General features: G+C 72.6%; 18 protein-coding genes. 5 read left to right on the top strand and 13 right to left on the bottom strand.

From position 1 onward, the window contains the following. Window positions 1-186: 186 nt before the first annotated feature. Entirely contained in the window at window positions 187-1,101 is a 915-nt protein-coding gene (mqnP, locus tag C5N14_RS13180) for a menaquinone biosynthesis prenyltransferase MqnP (protein ID WP_117668381.1), read from the bottom strand. Further along, complete coding sequence (locus tag C5N14_RS13175; RefSeq protein WP_117668380.1) at window positions 1,101-2,561, bottom strand: menaquinone biosynthesis decarboxylase; 1,461 nt, start codon at window positions 2,559-2,561, stop codon at window positions 1,101-1,103. Before C5N14_RS13175 ends, mqnP begins: the two co-directional genes overlap by 1 nt. A 462-nt stretch (window positions 2,562-3,023) precedes the next feature. Here C5N14_RS13175 and C5N14_RS13170 point away from each other — a divergent pair, with 462 nt between their 5' ends. Continuing rightward, complete coding sequence (locus C5N14_RS13170; RefSeq protein ID WP_243639540.1) at window positions 3,024-3,884, top strand: alpha/beta fold hydrolase; 861 nt, start codon at window positions 3,024-3,026, stop codon at window positions 3,882-3,884. Between the two features lie 127 nt (window positions 3,885-4,011). On the opposite strand, the gene C5N14_RS13165 is transcribed toward C5N14_RS13170, so the two are convergent. Then, complete coding sequence (locus C5N14_RS13165; protein WP_243639538.1) at window positions 4,012-4,587, bottom strand: carboxymuconolactone decarboxylase family protein; 576 nt, start codon at window positions 4,585-4,587, stop codon at window positions 4,012-4,014. An 88-nt stretch (window positions 4,588-4,675) separates the two neighbouring features. Between C5N14_RS13165 and C5N14_RS13160 the strand changes: the two genes are divergently transcribed. Both C5N14_RS13160 and C5N14_RS13155 read left to right on the top strand, forming a co-directional pair. Further along, a complete protein-coding gene (locus tag C5N14_RS13160) occupies window positions 4,676-5,152 on the top strand; it encodes a MarR family winged helix-turn-helix transcriptional regulator (protein ID WP_117668382.1) in 477 nt (158 codons plus the stop codon). A gap of 51 nt (window positions 5,153-5,203) precedes the next feature. Then, entirely contained in the window at window positions 5,204-5,407 is a 204-nt protein-coding gene (locus C5N14_RS13155) for a hypothetical protein (protein WP_117668377.1), read from the top strand. 37 nt (window positions 5,408-5,444) lie between these two features. Here the strand turns inward: C5N14_RS13155 and ccsB are convergent, their stop codons facing one another. The 6 genes from ccsB to hemL form a co-directional block, all read right to left on the bottom strand. After that, complete coding sequence (ccsB, locus tag C5N14_RS13150; protein WP_117668376.1) at window positions 5,445-6,431, bottom strand: c-type cytochrome biogenesis protein CcsB; 987 nt, start codon at window positions 6,429-6,431, stop codon at window positions 5,445-5,447. Continuing rightward, the gene (locus C5N14_RS13145) at window positions 6,431-8,113 is read right to left on the bottom strand and encodes a cytochrome c biogenesis protein ResB (protein ID WP_117668375.1); all 1,683 of its coding nucleotides are present in this window, start codon (window positions 8,111-8,113) and stop codon (window positions 6,431-6,433) included. The genes ccsB and C5N14_RS13145 overlap by 1 nt, the downstream gene beginning before the upstream one ends. Then, window positions 8,113-8,949 (bottom strand): cytochrome c biogenesis CcdA family protein, encoded by an 837-nt coding sequence (locus tag C5N14_RS13140; RefSeq protein WP_117668374.1) that lies wholly within the window; start codon window positions 8,947-8,949, stop codon window positions 8,113-8,115. The genes C5N14_RS13145 and C5N14_RS13140 overlap by 1 nt, the downstream gene beginning before the upstream one ends. Continuing rightward, window positions 8,949-9,524 carry a TlpA disulfide reductase family protein gene (locus tag C5N14_RS13135; RefSeq protein WP_117668373.1) on the bottom strand — a complete coding sequence of 192 codons (576 nt, stop codon included), beginning with the start codon at window positions 9,522-9,524 and terminating at the stop codon, window positions 8,949-8,951. Before C5N14_RS13135 ends, C5N14_RS13140 begins: the two co-directional genes overlap by 1 nt. Then, complete coding sequence (locus C5N14_RS13130) at window positions 9,524-10,171, bottom strand: histidine phosphatase family protein (RefSeq protein ID WP_117668372.1); 648 nt, start codon at window positions 10,169-10,171, stop codon at window positions 9,524-9,526. The genes C5N14_RS13135 and C5N14_RS13130 overlap by 1 nt, the downstream gene beginning before the upstream one ends. 241 nt (window positions 10,172-10,412) lie before the next feature. Continuing rightward, window positions 10,413-11,750, bottom strand: a complete 1,338-nt coding sequence (gene hemL, locus C5N14_RS13125) for a glutamate-1-semialdehyde 2,1-aminomutase (RefSeq protein WP_117668371.1) — start codon at window positions 11,748-11,750, stop codon at window positions 10,413-10,415. 142 nt (window positions 11,751-11,892) lie between these two features. On the opposite strand from hemL, the gene C5N14_RS13120 reads away from it, so the two are divergent. Next, on the top strand, window positions 11,893-12,228 hold the full coding sequence (locus C5N14_RS13120) for an STAS domain-containing protein (protein WP_117668370.1): 336 nt from the start codon (window positions 11,893-11,895) through the stop codon (window positions 12,226-12,228). 53 nt (window positions 12,229-12,281) lie between these two features. Here C5N14_RS13120 and C5N14_RS32125 read toward each other — a convergent pair whose 3' ends face one another. Then, complete coding sequence (locus C5N14_RS32125; protein WP_165878099.1) at window positions 12,282-13,865, bottom strand: ABC transporter permease; 1,584 nt, start codon at window positions 13,863-13,865, stop codon at window positions 12,282-12,284. Further along, the gene (locus C5N14_RS13110) at window positions 13,862-14,767 is read right to left on the bottom strand and encodes an ABC transporter ATP-binding protein (RefSeq protein ID WP_117668369.1); all 906 of its coding nucleotides are present in this window, start codon (window positions 14,765-14,767) and stop codon (window positions 13,862-13,864) included. The genes C5N14_RS32125 and C5N14_RS13110 overlap by 4 nt, the downstream gene beginning before the upstream one ends. Window positions 14,768-14,857: 90 nt before the next feature. On the opposite strand from C5N14_RS13110, the gene C5N14_RS13105 reads away from it, so the two are divergent. Further along, window positions 14,858-15,367 (top strand): GbsR/MarR family transcriptional regulator, encoded by a 510-nt coding sequence (locus C5N14_RS13105; RefSeq protein WP_117668368.1) that lies wholly within the window; start codon window positions 14,858-14,860, stop codon window positions 15,365-15,367. Window position 15,368: 1 nt separating this feature from the next. On the opposite strand, the gene C5N14_RS13100 is transcribed toward C5N14_RS13105, so the two are convergent. Beyond that, a complete protein-coding gene (locus tag C5N14_RS13100; protein ID WP_117668367.1) occupies window positions 15,369-15,923 on the bottom strand; it encodes a two-component system response regulator in 555 nt (184 codons plus the stop codon). Further along, a partial coding sequence (locus C5N14_RS13095) for an ATP-binding protein (protein ID WP_117668366.1) occupies window positions 15,920-18,110 on the bottom strand: 2,191 nt, incomplete at its 5' end. The genes C5N14_RS13100 and C5N14_RS13095, both read right to left, overlap by 4 nt.

Genomic DNA, 18,110 nt, shown 5'->3' with positions numbered 1-18,110 from the left:
AGCGCTGGCGGGCGGCGATGCGCCGCTTCGTCGAACTCCGCGCGGCCGTGCCGTCGTTCGGCCCGACGCTGGACGAGGCCGTCACCGACCACCTCGACGGGGTCGCCGACGCCGTCCGGGGCACCGTCGAGTGGACCCTGGAGAGCGCCCGCTACCTCACCCCGGCCGACCGGGACTGACCTTCGGTCAGGGGCGCAGGCCGAGCCGGACCACCAGGTCCAGCAGGGCGAACACGAACAGCGCGATGCCGACGAACCCGTTCGCGGTGAAGAAGGCCCGGTTGACCTTGCTCAGGTCGGTCGGCGACACCACCAGGTGCTGGTAGCCGAACGCGACGGCGGTCAGCGCCAGCCCGATCCACCAGAGCCAGCCGAACCCGACCAGCGCCCCGAACCAGATGAACGCCGCGAACGTCACCACGTGCGCGACGGTGGAGGCGTGCAGGGCGAAGCGCAGCCCGTACCGGGCGGGAACGCTGTGCACGCCGATCGTCCGGTCCACCTCGGCGTCCTGGCAGGCGTAGATCAGGTCGAACCCGCCGATCCACAGGCCCACCGCCACGCCGAGCAGCCAGGCCGGCCACGAGCCGGCGAAGGTGCCGGTGACCGCGAGCCAGGCGCCGACCGGGCCGACCGCCTGGGCGACCGCGAGGATCGCGTGCGGCCAGTTGGTGAACCGCTTGCCGTACGGGTAGACGACCAGCGGGACCACGGCGAGCGGCGCGAGCGCCAGGCAGAGCGGGTTGAGCAGGGCGGCGGCGGCGAGGAAGACCACCAGCGCGACGGCCGCGCCGGTCCAGGCCGTCCGCAGGCTCACCGCCCCGGTGACCAGCTCCCGGGCGGCCGTACGCGGGTTCCGCGCGTCGATCCGCCGGTCGAGGATCCGGTTGGCGGCCATCGCGAACGTCCGCGCCCCGACCATCGCCACGGTGATCAGCAGCAGGTCGAGCCAGCGCACCCGCCCGCCGTGGACCTGCATCGCGGTCAGCGCCGACAGGTACGCGAACGGCAGTGCGAAGACGGAGTGCTCGATCGCGACGAGCCTGAGGAACGACTTGACCCGGCCGGGACGCTCGACGGGTTCCGTGACGGCGGCGGTCATCAGATCCCGTACTCCTTCCAGCGCTTGTCGACCAGGGACACGACCTCGGGGGCCATGCTCATCTCCTCCGGCCAGCCCCGGGTGTAGCCCTCGGTGGGCAGCTTCCGGGTGGCGTCGACGCCCACCTTCCCGCCCCAGAACTGCTGGTACGAGGCGTGGTCGAGGTGGTCGACGGGACCCTCGGTGAGCAGCAGGTCCCGGGCGTAGTCGACGTTGCCGAAGGCCCGGAACGCGACCTCGTTGTAGTCGTGCACGTCGCAGTCCTCGTCGACGATCACGATCAGCTTGGTCAGCGACATCAGGTGGGCGCCCCAGATCGCGTTCATCACCTTCTGGGCGTGCTTGGGGTAGCGCTTGCGGATCGACACGATCGCGCAGTTGTGGAAGACCCCGGCGGCCGGCAGGTCGTAGTCGACGATGTCGGGGATCAGCAGCTTGAGCAGCGGCTGGAAGATCCGCTCGGTAGCCTTGCCGAGGCCGTGGTCCTCCTGCGGCGGCTTGGAGGTGACGATCGAGTGGTAGACGGCGTCGCGCTGCATGGTCATCGTCTCGATGTGCAGCACCGGGAACGGCTCGACCGGGGTGTAGAAGCCGGTGTGGTCGCCGAACGGCCCCTCGGGCAGCCGCTCGCCGGGCTCCAGGTACCCCTCCAGCACGATCTGGGCGTGCGCCGGGACCTGGAGCGGGACGGTGAGGCAGTCGACCATCTCGACCCGCTCGCCGCGCAGGAACCCGGCGAACAGGTATTCGTCGATGTCGCCGGGCAGCGGCGCGCTGGCCGCGTACGAGACCACCGGGTCGCAGCCGATCGCGACCGCGACGGGCAGGCGCTGGCCGAGCCGCTCGGCGACCGCGTGGTGGGCGGTGGAGTCCTTGTGGATCTGCCAGTGCATGCCGAGAGTGTTGCGGGAGTGCTGCTGGAGCCGGTAGAGGCCGAGGTTGCGCTTGCCGGTCTCCGGGTGCTTGGTGTGGGTCAGCCCGTAGTTGTGGAAGATGCCGCCGTCGCCCGGCCAGACCTGGAGGCCGGGCAGCCGGTTCAGGTCGACGTCGTCGCCGGAGTACACCACCTGCTGGCAGGGGGCGGTCTTCACCTTGCGCGGCGGCAGCGACTTGAGCTGCATGACCTTGCCCATGCCCTCGCGGATGCCGGACCAGCCGACCGGCAGCTCCGGCTTGATCAGGTCGCCGATCCGCGCGCCGATCTCGTCGAGGGACTCGACGCCGAGCGCCATCGCCATCCGCTTCTCGGTGCCGAACAGGTTGATCGCCACCGGCAGTTCACCCCGGGTCGGCCGCTCGAAGAGCAGCGCGGGGCCGCCGGCCCGCACGGTCCGGGTGACGATCTCGCTGATCTCCAGCGTCGGATCGACCGGGACGCTGACCCGGCGCAGCTCCCCCGCCCGCTCCAGGGCCGCGAGGAAGTCCTTCAGATCGGTGTACGGGAAGCCACGAGCCGCCATGACAGCCAGTCTCCCGCACCGGCCACCAGGTCGACCAAGCCGGGTGGTGTGACGCCCGCGATCCCGCCCCCCAGCATGATCGACTCGACGTGCGGCACATGATCAACTCGACCTGCGGCATGTGATCGACTCGATGTGCGGCATGTTGCGGTATCCGGACGACGGGATGCCGCGACATGCTGCATGCCGAGTCGATCACCCGCCGCACGCCGGGTCAGTGGCTATGGGCCAGCTCGACGAAGGCCCGCTGGGCGGTGAGCCCGAGGTCGAGCCATCCCCACCACCCTCTCCCCCTCCCAAACGTCAACGTCCCTCCACCAACCTGACCCCCACCCCCAACCGCACGGTAGGCTCCCAGTAACCCTCTGTCAGCAGCCCCGCCCCGCCGGGCACGGGGGCGGGCACCGGTGGGGGTGGGAGTTCAGGGGTCTGGTGGGAGGGGATCAGGTGGGTGGGGGACGGGTGCCGAAGGGGTTCAGCGAGCGGCGGGTGCGGGTCGGCGAGGTGATGATCAACCATGTCCGGGGTGGGCAGGGGCCGCCCCTGGTGCTGCTACACGGCTACCCGGAGTCCTGGTACATGTGGCGGGCCCTGTTGCCCAAGCTGGCCCGGCACTTCGACGTGGTCGCTCCCGACCTGCGCGGTTTCGGCGACAGCGACGCCCCGGCCGCCGGGTACGACAAGAAGACCCTCGCCGCCGACCTGCACGGGCTGCTCGACGAGCTGGGCGTGACCGGCGACATCCGGCTGGTCGGCCACGACGTCGGCACGATGGTCGCCTACGCGTACGCCGCCGCTCACCCGGACCGGGTGAGCCGGCTGGTGCTCAGCGAGGCACCGATCCCCGACGAGAGCGTCTACGCGTTCCCCGCGCTGACCCCGGCCGGCCCTGGGGTGTGGAACTTCGGCTTCTTCAGCCTCACGAACGGGCTGCCGGAGCAACTCGTCAGCGGCCGGGAGACGCTCTGGGTGGACCGGTTCACCGACTCGATGATGGTCCGCAAGGGCAGCATCGGCCCCGACGACGTCGAGGAGTACGCCCGGCACCTGCGGGACGAGGCGCACCTGCGGGCGAGCTTCGCGTACTTCCGCGCCTTCGGCGAGGACATCAGCGACAACGCCGCGTACCGGGCGACGCCGCTGCCCATGCCGGTGCTGGCCGTCGGCGGTCGGGCCAGCCTCGGCGGCCAGGTGGCCGACCAGGTCCGCCGGTACGCCACGACGGTCCGTGGTGAGGTGATCGAGGACTGCGGCCACTGGTTGTACGAGGAGCGACCGGAGGAACTCCTCGCCCTGCTGCTGGACTTCCTCCGCCCGGCCTGACCCGGGCACCGAGGAGGGCCGCCTCGGCTCGGGCCCACTCGCCGATCGGGCCGCTGGGCGCACCCGGGGAGGCCCCGGGCACCCCGGAGGAGGCCCCGGGCGCGCCCCGAGGTCGGGCGGCGGCGGTTCAGCCGCTGGCCGCCACCGGGGTGGGCGTCCAGGCGTGGTCGGCGAGTTGGGGATCGAGCGGGGCACCGGTGAGCCGGTTGGCGAAGGTGGAGATGGTGTACGTGCCGACGCCGAGGACCACGTCGAGGGCCTGCCCGGGGCGGTAGCCGGTGGCGAGGAAGGCGCGCAGCACGTCGTCCGGGACCGCGCCCCGGTGCTCCAGCACGGCCAGGGTGAACAGCCGAAGCGCCTCCAGCCGCGCCTCGGCCAGCGGCGCGCCGGAGCGCAGCGCACCGATCAGCGCCGGGTCGGCAGCCAGCCCGGTCAGCGTGCCGGTGTGCAGCGCCACGCAGACGTGGCACTCGTTGTGGGTGGCGATCGTCAGCACGACGACCTCCCGCTCCAACGGGTCGAGGTCGCTCTGCTCGAAGATCCCGTTGACGGTGAGGAAGCCCTTGAGCAGGTGCGGCGACTCGGCCATCAGGGCGACCGGAGCCGGAAGGTAGCCGAACTTCCGTCGCACCCCCTCGATGGTCGGCCGGGCGGCGGCGGGCGCGGTTTCGGGGGTGTGGGCGGTGAAGACGCGGTCGGGCACGGTGACCTGCTCTCGGGTAGGGGTGAGGGACCGCCGTGACGTACGATAGTCAACGTGGTTGTCCAGATAGTAAACGTGGTTGTCGAACGTGGCAACGGCTGACCCCGGGCGGCCCGGCTTCGCGCTGCCCCTGCTGCTGCTGGCCGGCTTCCGTACCCTCATCGACGGCCTGCACGCGGAGCTGGCCGCGCAGGGCCACCCGGAGCTACGGCCGCTGCACGGCTTCGTCCTCCAGGCGGTCGGGGTGGAGGGCACCACCGCGACCGAGCTGGGTCAGCGCCTCGGCGTCTCCAAGCAGGCTGCCGGCAAGACGGTCGACCGGCTGGTCGCCCTCGGCTACCTGGAACGCGCCGACGACCCGCGCGACGCCCGGCGCAGGCTGGTCCGGATGACCGCTCGGGGCCGCGACGGCCTGACCCGCTCGGCGGTGGTCTTCGACACGCTGCGCGACCGCTGGGCGACCACCCTCGGCCCCGAGCGGGTCGCGGCGATCGAGGACGACCTGCGCACGGTCGCCGCCGCCGACCTCTTCCGCCTAGACGTCCCGGGCTGGTTCGGCACCTGACCGCTCCCGCGCCGGGCACCGAGAAACACCCGCAGGGGGCACGATGGCAGCATGAGTGACGCGTACGTGTCCGGAGACCCGGACGGCCTCTCCCCCCTGCTGGTCCGGATCCGCGACGCGGTGGCCCGGGAACTGCACGCCCAGCTCACCATGCGCGCCGAGCGGATCGAGCTGCCCGACGTGCCGGAGGTGGCCTACCAGTTCACCCGGCAGGTGGACCGGGTGCTCACCGCGACGAGGGCCGCCCGGCCCTGACCGGCGGGACGGCGGTCACCCCGGGCCCGAGGGTCGGTCAGCTCACCCCGGCGTAGGAGTGCAGGCCGGTGAAGAAGAAGTTCACCCCGAACAGGTTCATCAGCATGGTGAGGAAGCCGAGGATGGCGATCCACGTCGCCACGTTCCGCTTGACGCTCGGAGTGGCCCGGGCGTGCAGGTAGCCCGCGTACACCACCCAGGAGATGAACGCCCAGGTCTCCTTCGGGTCCCAGCCCCACGGCCGGCCCCACGCGGCCTCCGCCCAGATCGCGCCGGCGATCACCGCGAAGGTGAAGATCGGGAACGAGAAGGCGTGCAGCACGAAGGTCAGCCGCTCCAGGCCGTCCGCCGCCGGCAGCCGCTTCGCCAGGGTGTACGGGAAGCTGCGCCTGCCCCGCTCGTACCCGTTGCGCATCAGGAACGCGATCGCCGGCACCGCGCCGAGCAGGAAGATGCTGGACGAGAAGCTGATCGTCGACACGTGCACGATGTACCAGGACGACTGGAGCGCCGGCATCAGCGGCACCACCTCGACGTACAGCTTCAGCTCGGCGAACGCCAGCAGCAGCACCATCACCAGGGTGAGGAACAGCCCGAGGCGGCGCAGCGAGGGACGCTTCCAGAGCACGGCGAGCCACGCCGCCGCGCTGACGCACGAGACCGTCAGCACGAACTCGTACATGTTGCCCCAGGGCATCCGGTCGGCGGCGATGCCGCGGGTGACCGTGGCCGCGAGGTGCAGCGCGGCGGCCAGCGCGGTGATCCAGACCGCGACGCGGCCGGCCAGCCGGGCCTGCTGCGCCGAGCGGCCGAGCCGGGCCGGCGGATCGGCCGGGGCGGCGGGGGGCGCGTCGACCGGGCCGCCGGCCGCGCCGACCCCCGCGCCGACCAGCTCGCGCTTGGGCGCGGCGGCCGGGGCGACGGCCCGGGCGTTGCCCAGGGCGTACTCGACGGCGTGGCAGATCATCGCGACCAGGTAGGCCAGGATCGCGAACATGACCAGTTGGTCGGAGAGTGCGGACATCACTCGGCTCCTTCTCGCGTCCCGGCCGGACCGCGTGCGCCGCGCCCCCCGCCGGCCCGCTCGTCCGGCTCCCCGCCGCCGCTGACGGCGGCGACGAGTTGCGCGAACTCGTCGGCGAACCCCGGATAGTCGGTGCGCGGCAGGCCACCGGCCTCCACCAAGCTACTACCGCCCGTCGGAGATCCTGCGGCGGGGTCGTCGGTCGAGGTCGGGGCGGCATCGCCGGCCGGGTTCGCGGCCGGCGTCACCCGGAACCAGACCCGGCGGCGCTTGCCGAACAGGGCGCCCATCAGGCCGACCAGCAAGACCGCCGAGCTGCCGAGCAGCAGCGTGGAGCCGGGGTCGTAGCGCACCGACAGGGTGATGTACGGCTTCGTGCCGACGAACTCCAGCACGCTGCCGTCGTCCAGCGTCCACTTCTCGCCGACGGCGAGCTTCTTGTCGCCGACCTGCTTGAGCTTGCCGTTGGTGACCTGGCGCTGGTCGAGCTGGTACACCGAGCCGGGGATGCCGGCGTCCATGCCCAGGTTCCCCCGGTACGCGACGAGCACCACGGCCGGGTTGCGCTCGGTCGGAAACTCCGACCGGTTGAACGGGCCCTGCTGCGGCGCGGTGGGCAGGTACAACCCCTCGAAGGCGACCTGGAGGTTCGAGTCCCGCTTGCCGGTCTTCGGGTCGACGTTGACGTCCGGGAACGCGGCCAGCCCCTCGCTGGTGAGGGTGGCGTCCCCACTGGTCAGGAAGGGGAAGTTGCTGGTCTGGGTCTTGCCGTACCGGTCGGTGTAGCGCAGCACCGGGGCGTAGCCGTGGCCGAGCAGGTAGACGTTGGCGGCGCCGAGGCGCAGCGGGGAGTTGACCGAGAAGGTCTCGGTGCGGGTGGCCCGGCCGGCCTGCTCCACGTCGACCGTGGCCCGGTAGAACTCCGGCTGGCCGGACTCCAGGAACCGCGCGTCGAAGTGGTTCAGGGTCAGGCAGAACGGCGGCAGGTCGGCGCTGTCCACCCGGGGGCCGAGCTTGGCCTCGGCGTACTGCTGCCGGGTGTTGCAGAAGTCCTCGCCGGCCACCAGCAGTCGGTTGCCGTGCCAGCCGTACCAGGAGCCGAGGGCCACCCCGATCAGTACGGCGATCAGCGAGGTGTGGAACAGCAGGTTGCCGGTCTCCTTGAGGTACCCCTTCTCGGCGGAGACCTCGGTTCCGCGTACCACCACCCGCCAGCGCCGTCGGCGCAGCTCGGCGGCGACGGCCTCGGCGTCGGTGGCGACGCCGGTCAGCACGGCGTGCTGGGGCAGCCGCTCCAGCCGCCTCGGCGCGGCCGGCGGCTTCGTGCGCAGCGCGCGCACGTGGTCGCGCAGCCGGGGCACGATGCAGCCGATCAGCGAGGTGAACAGCAGCAGGTAGATGGCGGAGAACCAGACCGACCCGAACACCTCGAACGCGCCGATCCGGTCCAGCCTGGGGGCCAGTTCCGGGTGGTCGACGAAGTACTGGTTGACCTTCTCCAGGTTCACCCCGCGCTGCGGCAGCACCGAGCCGGGGATGGCCGCGACGGCGAGCAGGAAGAGCAGGATCAGCGCCGTACGCATGCTGGTGAGCTGCCGCCACGAGTTGCGCAGCAGGGCCAGCGCGCGGTTGGGCCGGCGGCGGGGCGCCTCGGGATCGGCCCGGTCCGCCACGATCGTCATCAGATGCTCACCTCGCCCACGCCGAACGTCGTCTGCAACCAGATGACGAAGTTGGTCCACCCGCCGGTGAGCAGCGCGAGGCCGATCAGCACCAGCAGGACGCCGCCGACCCGGGTGACCCAGCGGCTGTTGCGCCGGACGGCGCGGAACACCCCGAGCAGGCGGTGGAAGCCCAGCCCGAAGGCGACGAACGGAATCCCCAACCCGAGGCAGTAGGCCACGGCGAGCACCACGGCCCGGTCGGTCTGCCCGCCGGGGGTGGCCATGCCGAGCACCGCCGCGAGCGTGGGGCCGGTGCAGGGCATCCAGCTCAGGGCGAAGACCGCGCCGAAGACGGGTGCCCCGAGCAGGCCGGCGGCGGGCAGCCGGTGGATCCGGAACTCCCGCTGGAGGCCGGGGAGCACCCCGACGAAGGCCAGCCCGAGCACGATGACCAGCGCACCGGCGCCGATCTCCAGAGCCCGCTCGTACTGGATGAAGACCCGGCCGACGCTGGCGAAGAGGATGGCGGTGGCGGTGAAGACGGCGGTGAACCCGGCGATGAACAGCAGCGTCCCGGCGAGCACCCGGCCCTTGACCGCCGCCGCGGTCCGGCCCCGTTCCCGCACCGCCACGCCGCCGCCGTCGGCCTGCCCCGAGGTGCCGACCGGGGGTGTTGCCGGTGCTCCCCGGCCCTCCAGGTCGGCGCCGGCCAAGCCGGTGACGTAGGAGAGGTAGCCGGGGACCAGCGGGAGGATGCACGGGGACAGGAAGCTGACCAGCCCGGCGAGCGCCGCCGCGCCGATGGCCAGCAGCAGCGGTCCGCTCCGGGCGACGTCGTGGAAGGTCTCCCCCATCAGCGGGAACCGTTGGGGGCGGGCTGCTCGGCGGCGATCCGGGCGACGATCGGTTGCAGCCGCTCCTGGGTCACCGCCGACCGGATCACCACGGCCACCCTGCCGTCCCGGTCCAGTACGAGGGTGGCCGGAATGGTGGTGGGCGAGATGTCGAAGGCGAGGGCGAGCCGGCTCGGCGGGTCGAAGAGGCTGGGGTAGGTGACCCGGCCCTCCTCGAACGCGAGCGCCTTTTCCCGGTTGTCCTGCACGTTGATGCCGAGGAAGGTCACCCCGGACGCCTTGGTGGCCTGGTAGGTGGCCTCCAGGTCGTCGGCCTCGGCCCGGCAGGGCGGGCACCAGGACCCCCAGAAGTTGACCACGACCACCTGGCCGCGGTCCGTCGCGACGTCGTAGCTGCCGCCGGTGAGCAGCTCACCGGCCAGCTTCGGGGCGGTGGACCGCTGGTCGGGGGCGCACTCGATCACCCCGTCGGTGGTGGCGCAGCGCTGCTCCTGGCTGTCGGAGGAACAGCCGGTCAGGGCCGCCGTGGTCGTCACGGCCGCGAGGAGCCCCGCGATCCACCTCCGGGCTGACATCAGGCCCCCTTGGCCGTCCGGGCGGTCGGTGATGTGGCGACCAGGTGCGCGGCCGGCTCGCTGTAGCCGATCCCGACGATCTTCGCGCCGTCGAAGTGGAACGAGGTGAGGCTGGCCAGGCCGCACTGCCGCCGGCGCGGGTCGTGCCAGAGCCGCTTGCGCTCGACGTAGCGGCGCAGCGTCCAGATGGGGAGTTGGTGGGAGACCAGCACGGCCTCCCGCCCCTCGGCGGCGACCCGGGCGGCGTGCAGGGCGGCGAACATCCGCTCCGCGATGGCCCGGTACGCCTCGCCCCAGGACGGGGTGACCGGGTCGCGCAGCACCCACCAGTTGCGCGGGTCGCGGAACGACCCGTCGCCCGGGGAGACCTTCTTGCCCTCGAACCAGTTGGCGCTCTCGATCAACCGCTCGTCCACCCCGACCGGCAGGCCGAACTGGGCGGCGATCGGCTCGGCGGTCTGCTGGGCGCGTTCGAGCGGGCTGGCCACCACGTGCACCACGGTCCGCTCGGCGAGCCCCTGGGCCGCCGCCTTGGCCATCTGCACGCCCAGCTCCGACAGGCGGAAGCCGGGCAGCCGGCCGTAGAGGATCTGGGCGGGGTTGTGCACCTCGCCGTGCCGCAGCACGTGAACCACCGTCTTGCTCACCGCAGCGCCCCCTTCGTTCGCGACTGCGGGGCTCGCAAAACCGGCTCACTCCTCGCGCTCACCACGCCCCCCTCGTTCGCGACTGCGGGGCTCGCAGAACCGGCTCACTCCTCGCGCTCACCACGCCCCCCTCGTTCGCGACTGCGGGGCTCGCAGAACCGGCTCACTCCTCGCGCTCACCACGCCCCCCTCGTTCGCGACTGCGGGGCTCGCAGAACCGGCTCACTCCTCGCGCTCACCACTACCCCCCGTTGCCCGCCGCTGCCGCCGCGTTCGCCGCCGCCGGCAGGGCCGCGGCGATCTGCTCACACGCGGCGTCGTCGATCGCCGCCGAGACGAACCAGGCCTCGAACGCGCTCGGCGGCAGGTAGACCCCGTCGGCGAGCATCGAGTGGAAGAACGCCTTGAACGCCGGGACCTGCTGGGTCCGGGCGCTGTCGTAGTCGACCACGTCGGCGTCCGTGAAGAAGATCGAGAACATGCTGCCCGCGTACGACAGCCGGTGCGGGACCCCGGCGGCGGCGAGCGCGTCGGCGGCGAGCTTGCCCACGACGGCGGCGGTCTCGTCGAGCCGGCGGTACACCGCGTCGTCGGCCAGCCGCAGCGTGGCCAGGCCGGCGGCGCACGCGAGCGGGTTACCGGAGAGGGTGCCGGCCTGGTAGACCGGGCCGGCCGGGGCCAGCCGCGACATGATCTCCGCGCGCCCGCCGAACGCCGCGGCCGGCAGCCCACCGCCCATGACCTTCCCGTACGTCCACAGGTCGGCGTCGGTGGGGTCGAGGCCGTGCCACCCGGAGCGGGTGACCCGGAACCCGGTCATCACCTCGTCGACGATCAGCAGCGCGCCGTGCGCGTGGGCGATCCGGGCGAGCTGGGAGTTGAACCCGTCGCGGGGGGCGACCACGCCCATGTTGCCGGCCGCCGCCTCGGTGATCACCGCGGCGATGTGCGCCCCCTCGGCGGCGAACGCCTCCTCGACGGCGGCGACGTCGTTGTACGGCAGCACGATGGTGTCGCCGGCCGCCGCGCCGGTGACGCCGGGCGAGTCGGGCAGGCCGAGGGTGGCCACGCCGGAGCCGGCGGCGGCGAGCAGCCCGTCGGAGTGCCCGTGGTAGCAGCCGGCGAACTTGATGATCTTCGAGCGGCCGGTGAAGCCACGGGCCAGCCGGATCGCCGACATGGTGGCCTCGGTGCCCGAGTTGACCAGCCGGACCTGCTCGACCGGGGTGCGGTCGACGATCTCGGCGGCCAGCTCCACCTCGCCGGGGGTCGGGGTGCCGAAGCTGGTGCCCCGGCCGGCGGCGTCCCGGACGGCCTCGACCACCGCGGGGTGGGCGTGCCCGAGGATCAGCGGCCCCCAGGAGCAGACCAGGTCGACGTAGCGCCGGTCGTCCGCGTCGTAGAGCCAGGGCCCCTCCCCCCGGACCATGAAGCGCGGGGTGCCGCCGACGGCGCGGAACGCGCGCACGGGGGAGTTCACCCCGCCCGGCACGATGGCGCGGGCGCGGTCGAACAGGGCCTCGGAGGCCGGCGCGTCGGCCGGGTAGCGGCCGGATCCGGCGGAAAAGGTGTCGGTCACGATGCCGCCATTGTGTCAGCGCCGGACGGCGAATCGGCAGCCACCCCTGGTCGGGGTTACCGGGCTCACGCGGATGAGCTGGCCGGGCGGGCTGCGAGCGCCTCGACGGGCCGGAGGACCCGGTTCGCGCTAGGCTGACCGGGTGGATCGTGCCGAACTGTCCATCACGCTACACCGCACGGGCGATGAAGTGGTGCTTCGCCTCGCCGGTGAGATCGACATGCTCACGGCCACCCAACTCTCGACCGTCGTCAACGAGGCGCTCGCCGATCCGCCCCCGCGGATCGTCCTCGATCTGGGCGGGGTCACCTTCTGCGACTCCCAGGGGCTGGGCACCCTGGTCGTGCTCAGTCGCAAGGCCAGCCACGCGCAGAGCCTGCTCATCCTCACCGGCGTCGGCGACTTCCTGCTCCGGGTCCTGGACATCACCGGCCTCCGCTCGGCCCTGATGATCCGCAACGGCGCTCCCACCGACTGAACCCCGCCACCCGCGCCCCGCCGCCCTGACCGGCGGCGGGGTCACGATCGCGATCAGGTGGGAAGGTCGCGGCGGCGGAAGGTGAGCAGGCCCGCCGTGGCCAGCGCGGCGGCCGTGCCGGTCAGGGCCAGCAGCGGGGTGGCGGGCACCCGGCCGCCCAGGACCTGCGGGGTGTGGGTGAACGGGGACAGGTCCAACAGCCACTGGCTCAGCTCCAGCACCGCGCCGAGCTGGCCGAGGAGCAGGCAGCCGGCGAGCGCCGCCCAGGCCGCGCCGACGCTGATCCGGGGCAGCAGGCCGAACAGCAGCACCGCCACGCCGACCAGCACCCAGACCGCCGGCACGTGGGCCAGCGCCGCCCCGGTCAGCCGGGGCACCTTACCCGCCACGTCGGAGCTGCTGAGGCCGTAGGCGAGGCCGGTGACCGCGCCGGTCACCGCGAGCATCACCGCCGGGCCGAGCAGGGCGAAGGCCAGGTGGCCGAGCAGCCAGCGGGACCGGCTCACCCCGGTGGCGAGCACCGGCTCGGCGCGCTGGCCGGTCTCCTCGGTCCGCATCCGCAGCGCGGCCTGGATGCCGTAGCCGGCGGCGGCGAGCGCGGTGATGCTCAGGGTCGTCCCGAGGTACGCCTCGGCGATCGACGCCGAGCCGCCGAGCCGCTCCATCAACCGGGCGACGGTCTCGTTGCCGTCCACCGCCGCCCCGGCCGCCTGGGCGGCGGCGCCGAGCACCGCGCCGAGGGCCGCCGCGCCGACCGTCCAGCCGAGCAGCGCGACCCGGTTCAACCGCCAGGCCAGCCCCCACGGGCCGGCGAGGGCGGGGCCGGCGGCGGCCGGGCCGAGCCTCGGCGGCAGCACGCCCGCGCCGAGGTCGCGCCGCGCCGAGAGCCGGAACGCCGCCGCGCCGACCAGCGCGGCCAGCCCGGCGAGCAGCGCCAGCGGCCACCAGCGCTCGCCGGCGTACGGGTGGGTGCGCTGGGCCCAGCCCAGCGGGGAGAGCCAGCTCAGCCACTGCGTCCCGCCCGCGTCCCCGGCGAGCCGGACCAGGTACGCCGCCCCGAGCGCCGCGATGCCCAGCCCCCGGGCGCCGCCCGCGCTCTCGGTGAGCTGTGCGGCGAGGGCGCCCACGGTGGCGAAGACCGCCCCGGCGAGGGCGACCGAGAGCCCGAACGCCAGCGACCCGGCCGCTGGCAGGCCGGCGGCGACCAACCCGCCGGCCACGAGCAGCCCGAGCAGCAGGTCCGCCGCGTACGTGACGAGCAGCGCGGCGGCCAGCCCGGCGTACCGGCCGAGGACGGTGGCGCCGAGCAGCTCCCGCCGGCCCGCCTCCTCCTCGGTCCGGGTGTGCCGGACGACGACGAGCAGGCTGATCAGGCCGACGATCAGGTGCAGCAGCCCGGCCCGCTGGGCGGCGAGCGCGCCGATGCTGTCGCCGTGCACCGGGCCGAGCAGCGCCACGATCGACGGGTTTCCGGCGGTGGTGGCCGCGTACTCGGCGCGCTGGGCGGCGGTCGGGTAGAGCCCCGCGTACGTCTCGGCGTAGCTGGCCGGCAGCACCGCGATCAGCAGCACCCAGATCGGCAGCAGCACCCGGTCCCGGCGCAGGATCAGCCGGACCAGGTGCCGGACGCCGGTCACCGGGCCACCCCGGCGGTGCTCGCCGACCCGTAGTGCCGCAGGAACAGCTCCTCCAGCGTGGGCGGCCGGCTGACCAGGGTCCGTACGCCGATCTCGGTGAGCCGGCGCAGCGCGGCATCGAGCGCCGGGGTGTCCACGTCGAAGCGAACCCGGTCGCCGTCCACCCGCAGGTCGTGCACGCCGGCCAGCTCGGCCAGCCCGTGCGGCGGCCCGGCCAGCTCGGCGTCGACGGAGGTGCGCTGGAGGTGACGCAGCTCGGTGAGCGTGCCGGTCTCCACGGCGCGACCGTTGCGGATGATCGTCACCCGGTCGCAGAGCGCCTCGACCTCGCCGAGGATGTGGCTGGAGAGCAGGACGGTCCGGCCGTCCTGCCGGGCCCGGCCCACCCAGTGCTGGAAGACCTCCTCCATCAGTGGGTCGAGGCCGGAGGTGGGCTCGTCGAGGATCAGCAGCTCCGCGTCGGAGGCCAGGGCGGCGACCAGGCCGACCTTCTGCCGGTTGCCCTTCGAGTACGCCCGGCCCTTCTTGCGCGGGTCCAGCTCGAAGGCGGCCAGCAGCTCGTCGCGGCGGGCCCGGTCGATGCCGCCGCGCATCCGGCCGAGCAGGTCGATCACCTCGCCCCCGCTGAGGTTCGGCCACAGGGTCACGTCGCCGGGCACGTACGCCAGCCGTCGGTGCAGCGCGACGGCGTCCCGCCAGGGGTCGCCGCCGAGCAGGCGGACGGCCCCCGCGTCCGCCCGCAGCAGACCGAGCAGCACCCGGATGGCGGTGGACTTGCCGGCGCCGTTGGGCCCCAGGAAGCCGTGCACCTCACCGGCGCGGACGGTCAGGTCCAGCCCGTCGAGCGCCCGGGTCTGGCCGAAGGTCTTCACCAGGCCGGTCACCGTTATCGGAGTTTCCATACTTCAGAAGCTACAGTCGTTTCAGAAAGTTGTGAAGACTGTGGAAGCTGAGGCACGATCAGATGCCCGACCTACGCCGAGGAGAGTTGGATGACCGCCGCCGACCCGCCCAGCCGCAACGACGAGGCGGTCCACCTCTTCGTCGAGCGAATGGCCATGGCCTTCGCGGATGTCGGCTTCCCCCGGATGGCCGCCCGGGTGCTGTTCACGGTGATGAGCGCGGACCAGACGTTGACCGCTGCCGAGATCGGCGAACGGCTCGACGTCAGCGCGGCGGCGGTCTCCGGCGCGGTCCGGTACCTGATCCAGTTCGGGATGCTGGTCCGCGAGCCGGTGAAGGGCTCCCGTCGGGACCGCTACGGACTGCCGGACAACCCCTGGTACGAGGGGATGATCACGAAGACCGGCCTCTACAAGAGCTTCATCGACATCGCGGACGGCGGGGTCGACGCCCTCGCCGGCCGGGGCAGCCCGGCCGGCGAGCGGGTCGCCGAGATGCGTGACTTCTTCGTCTTCATCCAGGAGGAGATCGACTCGCTCGGCGAGCGCTGGCGAGCCCGCCGCGCCGCCACGGGCCACGGCGGTTCGTCAGCCGCCTAGGTCAGCGGGTGTTTCCCCAGCGGGCCTGTTCCAGCAGGTCGGCGGCGCGGGTTCGGGCCTCCGGGCCGTCCGCCCGGAGCAGGGTGGTGGCCTCGTCGACGGCGTCGGTGAGCGTGCGCCACTGCGCCTCGCGCTCCCGGACCAGGTCCGACTGGGCGGCGAGCTGTCGGGTCTTGACCCACAGTTCGACGAAGACCGACACCTTGGCCCGCAGCACCCACGGGTCGAAGGGCTTGGTCAGGTAGTCGACCGCGCCGACCGCGTACCCGCGCAGGGCGAGCTGGGCGTCCTTGTCCGCCGCGGTGAGGAAGATGATCGGCACGTGCCGGGTACGTTCCCGCCGCTTGATGTGGCTGGCGGTCTCGAAGCCGTCCATGTCGGGCATCTGCGCGTCCAGCAGGATCACCGCGAAGTCGTCCACCAGCAACTGCTTGAGCGCCGCCTCGCCGCTCTCCACGGCGACCGACTGCACCGGCAGCCCCTGGAGGATCGCCTCCAGGGCCATCAGGTTCTCCCGCCGGTCGTCGACCAACAGCGCCTTGGCCGTCTGGGTCACACTCTCTCCTCGCCTCGACTGCCGCCCACCCAGGACGCCATCAGCTCGATCAGGTCGTCCAGGTCAACCGGTTTGGTGATGTAGTCGCTGCCGCCCGCCGCGAGCGCGGACTCGCGGTCGCCCGGCATCGCCTTCGCGGTCAGGAAGACGATCGGCAGGTCGGCGAAGCGGTGGTTGCGGCGAATCTGCCGGGTGGTCTCGTAGCCGTCCTGGTCGGGCATCATCGCGTCCATCAGCACGATGTCCACCTCCGGATGCTCGGCCAGCCGGCGGACGCCGTCCGCCCCGTTGTCCGAGTACAACACGGTCATACCGTGCAACTCCAATGCACTGGTCAGAGCGAACACGTTCCGCACGTCGTCATCGATGATCAGCACGGTGACGCCCTCCAGCCGGCGGGTGGCCGGCGTCTCGACTGCCTCCGGCAGCTCCGGCGGGGGCATCAGCAGCGAGGCGGGCAGGCCCGCGCGGGCCGGCGACGGCGGCGCCGGCGCCACCACCGCGTCCGGGGCCAGCACGTCCGGTACGTACAAGGTGAAGGTGGAACCCTCCCCGGGCGCCGAGGCCACGGTGATCGAGCCGCCCAGCAGGCGGGCCAGGTCCCGGCTGATCGACAGCCCCAGCCCGGTGCCGCCGTACCGGCGGCTGGTCGTCCCGTCCGCCTGCTGGAACGCCTCGAAGATCAGCGACAGCTTGTCGTCCGAGATGCCGATGCCGGTGTCGATCACCGTGAAGGCGATCACCTGCTGGGCGTTGGTCAGCGCCGGCACGTCGAAGGCGACGTTCTCGGACGCCGGGGCGATCCGCAGCGTCACCGCCCCGTTGTCGGTGAACTTCACCGCGTTGGAGAGCAGGTTACGCAGGATCTGCTGCAACCGTCCGGCGTCGGTGACCAGCGCCGGGGGCAGCTCCTTGGCCACCCGGACCTGGAAGTCGAGGCCCTTGTCCTCGGCCTGCGGGGAGAACGCCTGCTCGACGTACCCGCGGATCTCGGTGAACCCGACCTCGGTCGGCTCCACGTCCATCCGGCCCGCCTCGATCTTGGACAGGTCGAGGATGTCGTCGATCAGCCGCAGCAGGTCCGAGCCGGAGCCGTGGATGGTCCGGGCGAACTCGATCTGTTTCGGGGTGAGGTTCTGCTCCGAGTTCTCCACCAGCAGCCGGGCCAGCAACAGCAGCGAGTTCAGCGGAGTACGCAGCTCGTGGCTCATGTTGGCCAGGAACTCCGACTTGTACGCCGAGGCCCGGGTGAGCTGCTGGGCCTTGTCCTCCAGGCCGAGCCGGGCCAGCTCGATCTCCCGGTTCTGGGTCTCGATGTTCGCCTTCTGCTCGGACAGGAGCTGGGCCTTGTCCTCCAGCTCGGCGTTGGTGCGCTGCAACTCGGCCGACTGTTCCTGGAGTTCGTGGGCCAGCCGCTGCGACTGGGCCAGCAGCTCCTCGGTGCGCCGGTTGGCCTGGATCGTGTTGACCGCGATGCCGATGGTCAGCACCAGCCGCTCCAGGAACGACAGGTGCAGGTCGGAGAACGCGGCCACGCTGGCGAACTCGATCACGCCGAGCAGTTCGCCCTCGAACAGCACGGGCAGCACCACCAGGTCGGCCGGCGGGGTGTCGGCCAGGCCCGAACGCAGGGTGAGCCGGCCGTCCGGGGAGGCGCTCACCCGGATCGTCCGGCGGGACAGCGCCGCCTGCCCGACCAGCCCCTCGCCGGGGCCGAACGTGACGTCGTGCCCCCGGGCCACGTAGCCGTACGAGGCGGTCAGCCGCAGCCGCATGCTGCCGTCGGAGATGTCCACCAGGAAGAACGCGCCGAGCTGCGCGTCGACCAGCGGGGTCACCTCCATCATGATCATCCGGCAGACCTCGCCGAGGTCCCGCTGCCCCTGGAGCAGGCCGCCGATCCGGGCCAGGTTGGAGTCCAGCCAGCCCTGCTCGGCGTTCTTCTTCGTCGTCTCCCGGAGGGTGACGATCATCTGGTTGATGTTGTCCTTCAGCTCGGCGACCTCGCCCTGGGCCTCGACCGCGATTCGTTGGGTCAGGTCGCCCCGGGTCACCGAGGTCGACACCTGGGCGATGGCCCGGAGCTGGGTGGTGAGCGTGGAGGCGAGCTGGTTGACGTTCTCGGTGAGGTCGCGCCACGTACCGGAGACGCCCTTGACCTGCGCCTGCCCGCCCAGCTTGCCCTCG

Source organism: Micromonospora sp. MW-13 (genome assembly GCF_003434305.1).
Classification (GTDB): Bacteria; Actinomycetota; Actinomycetes; order Mycobacteriales; family Micromonosporaceae; genus Micromonospora.
Note: the sequence above shows the minus strand (reverse complement) of the source record. Positions and strands in the feature narration are given on the sequence as shown.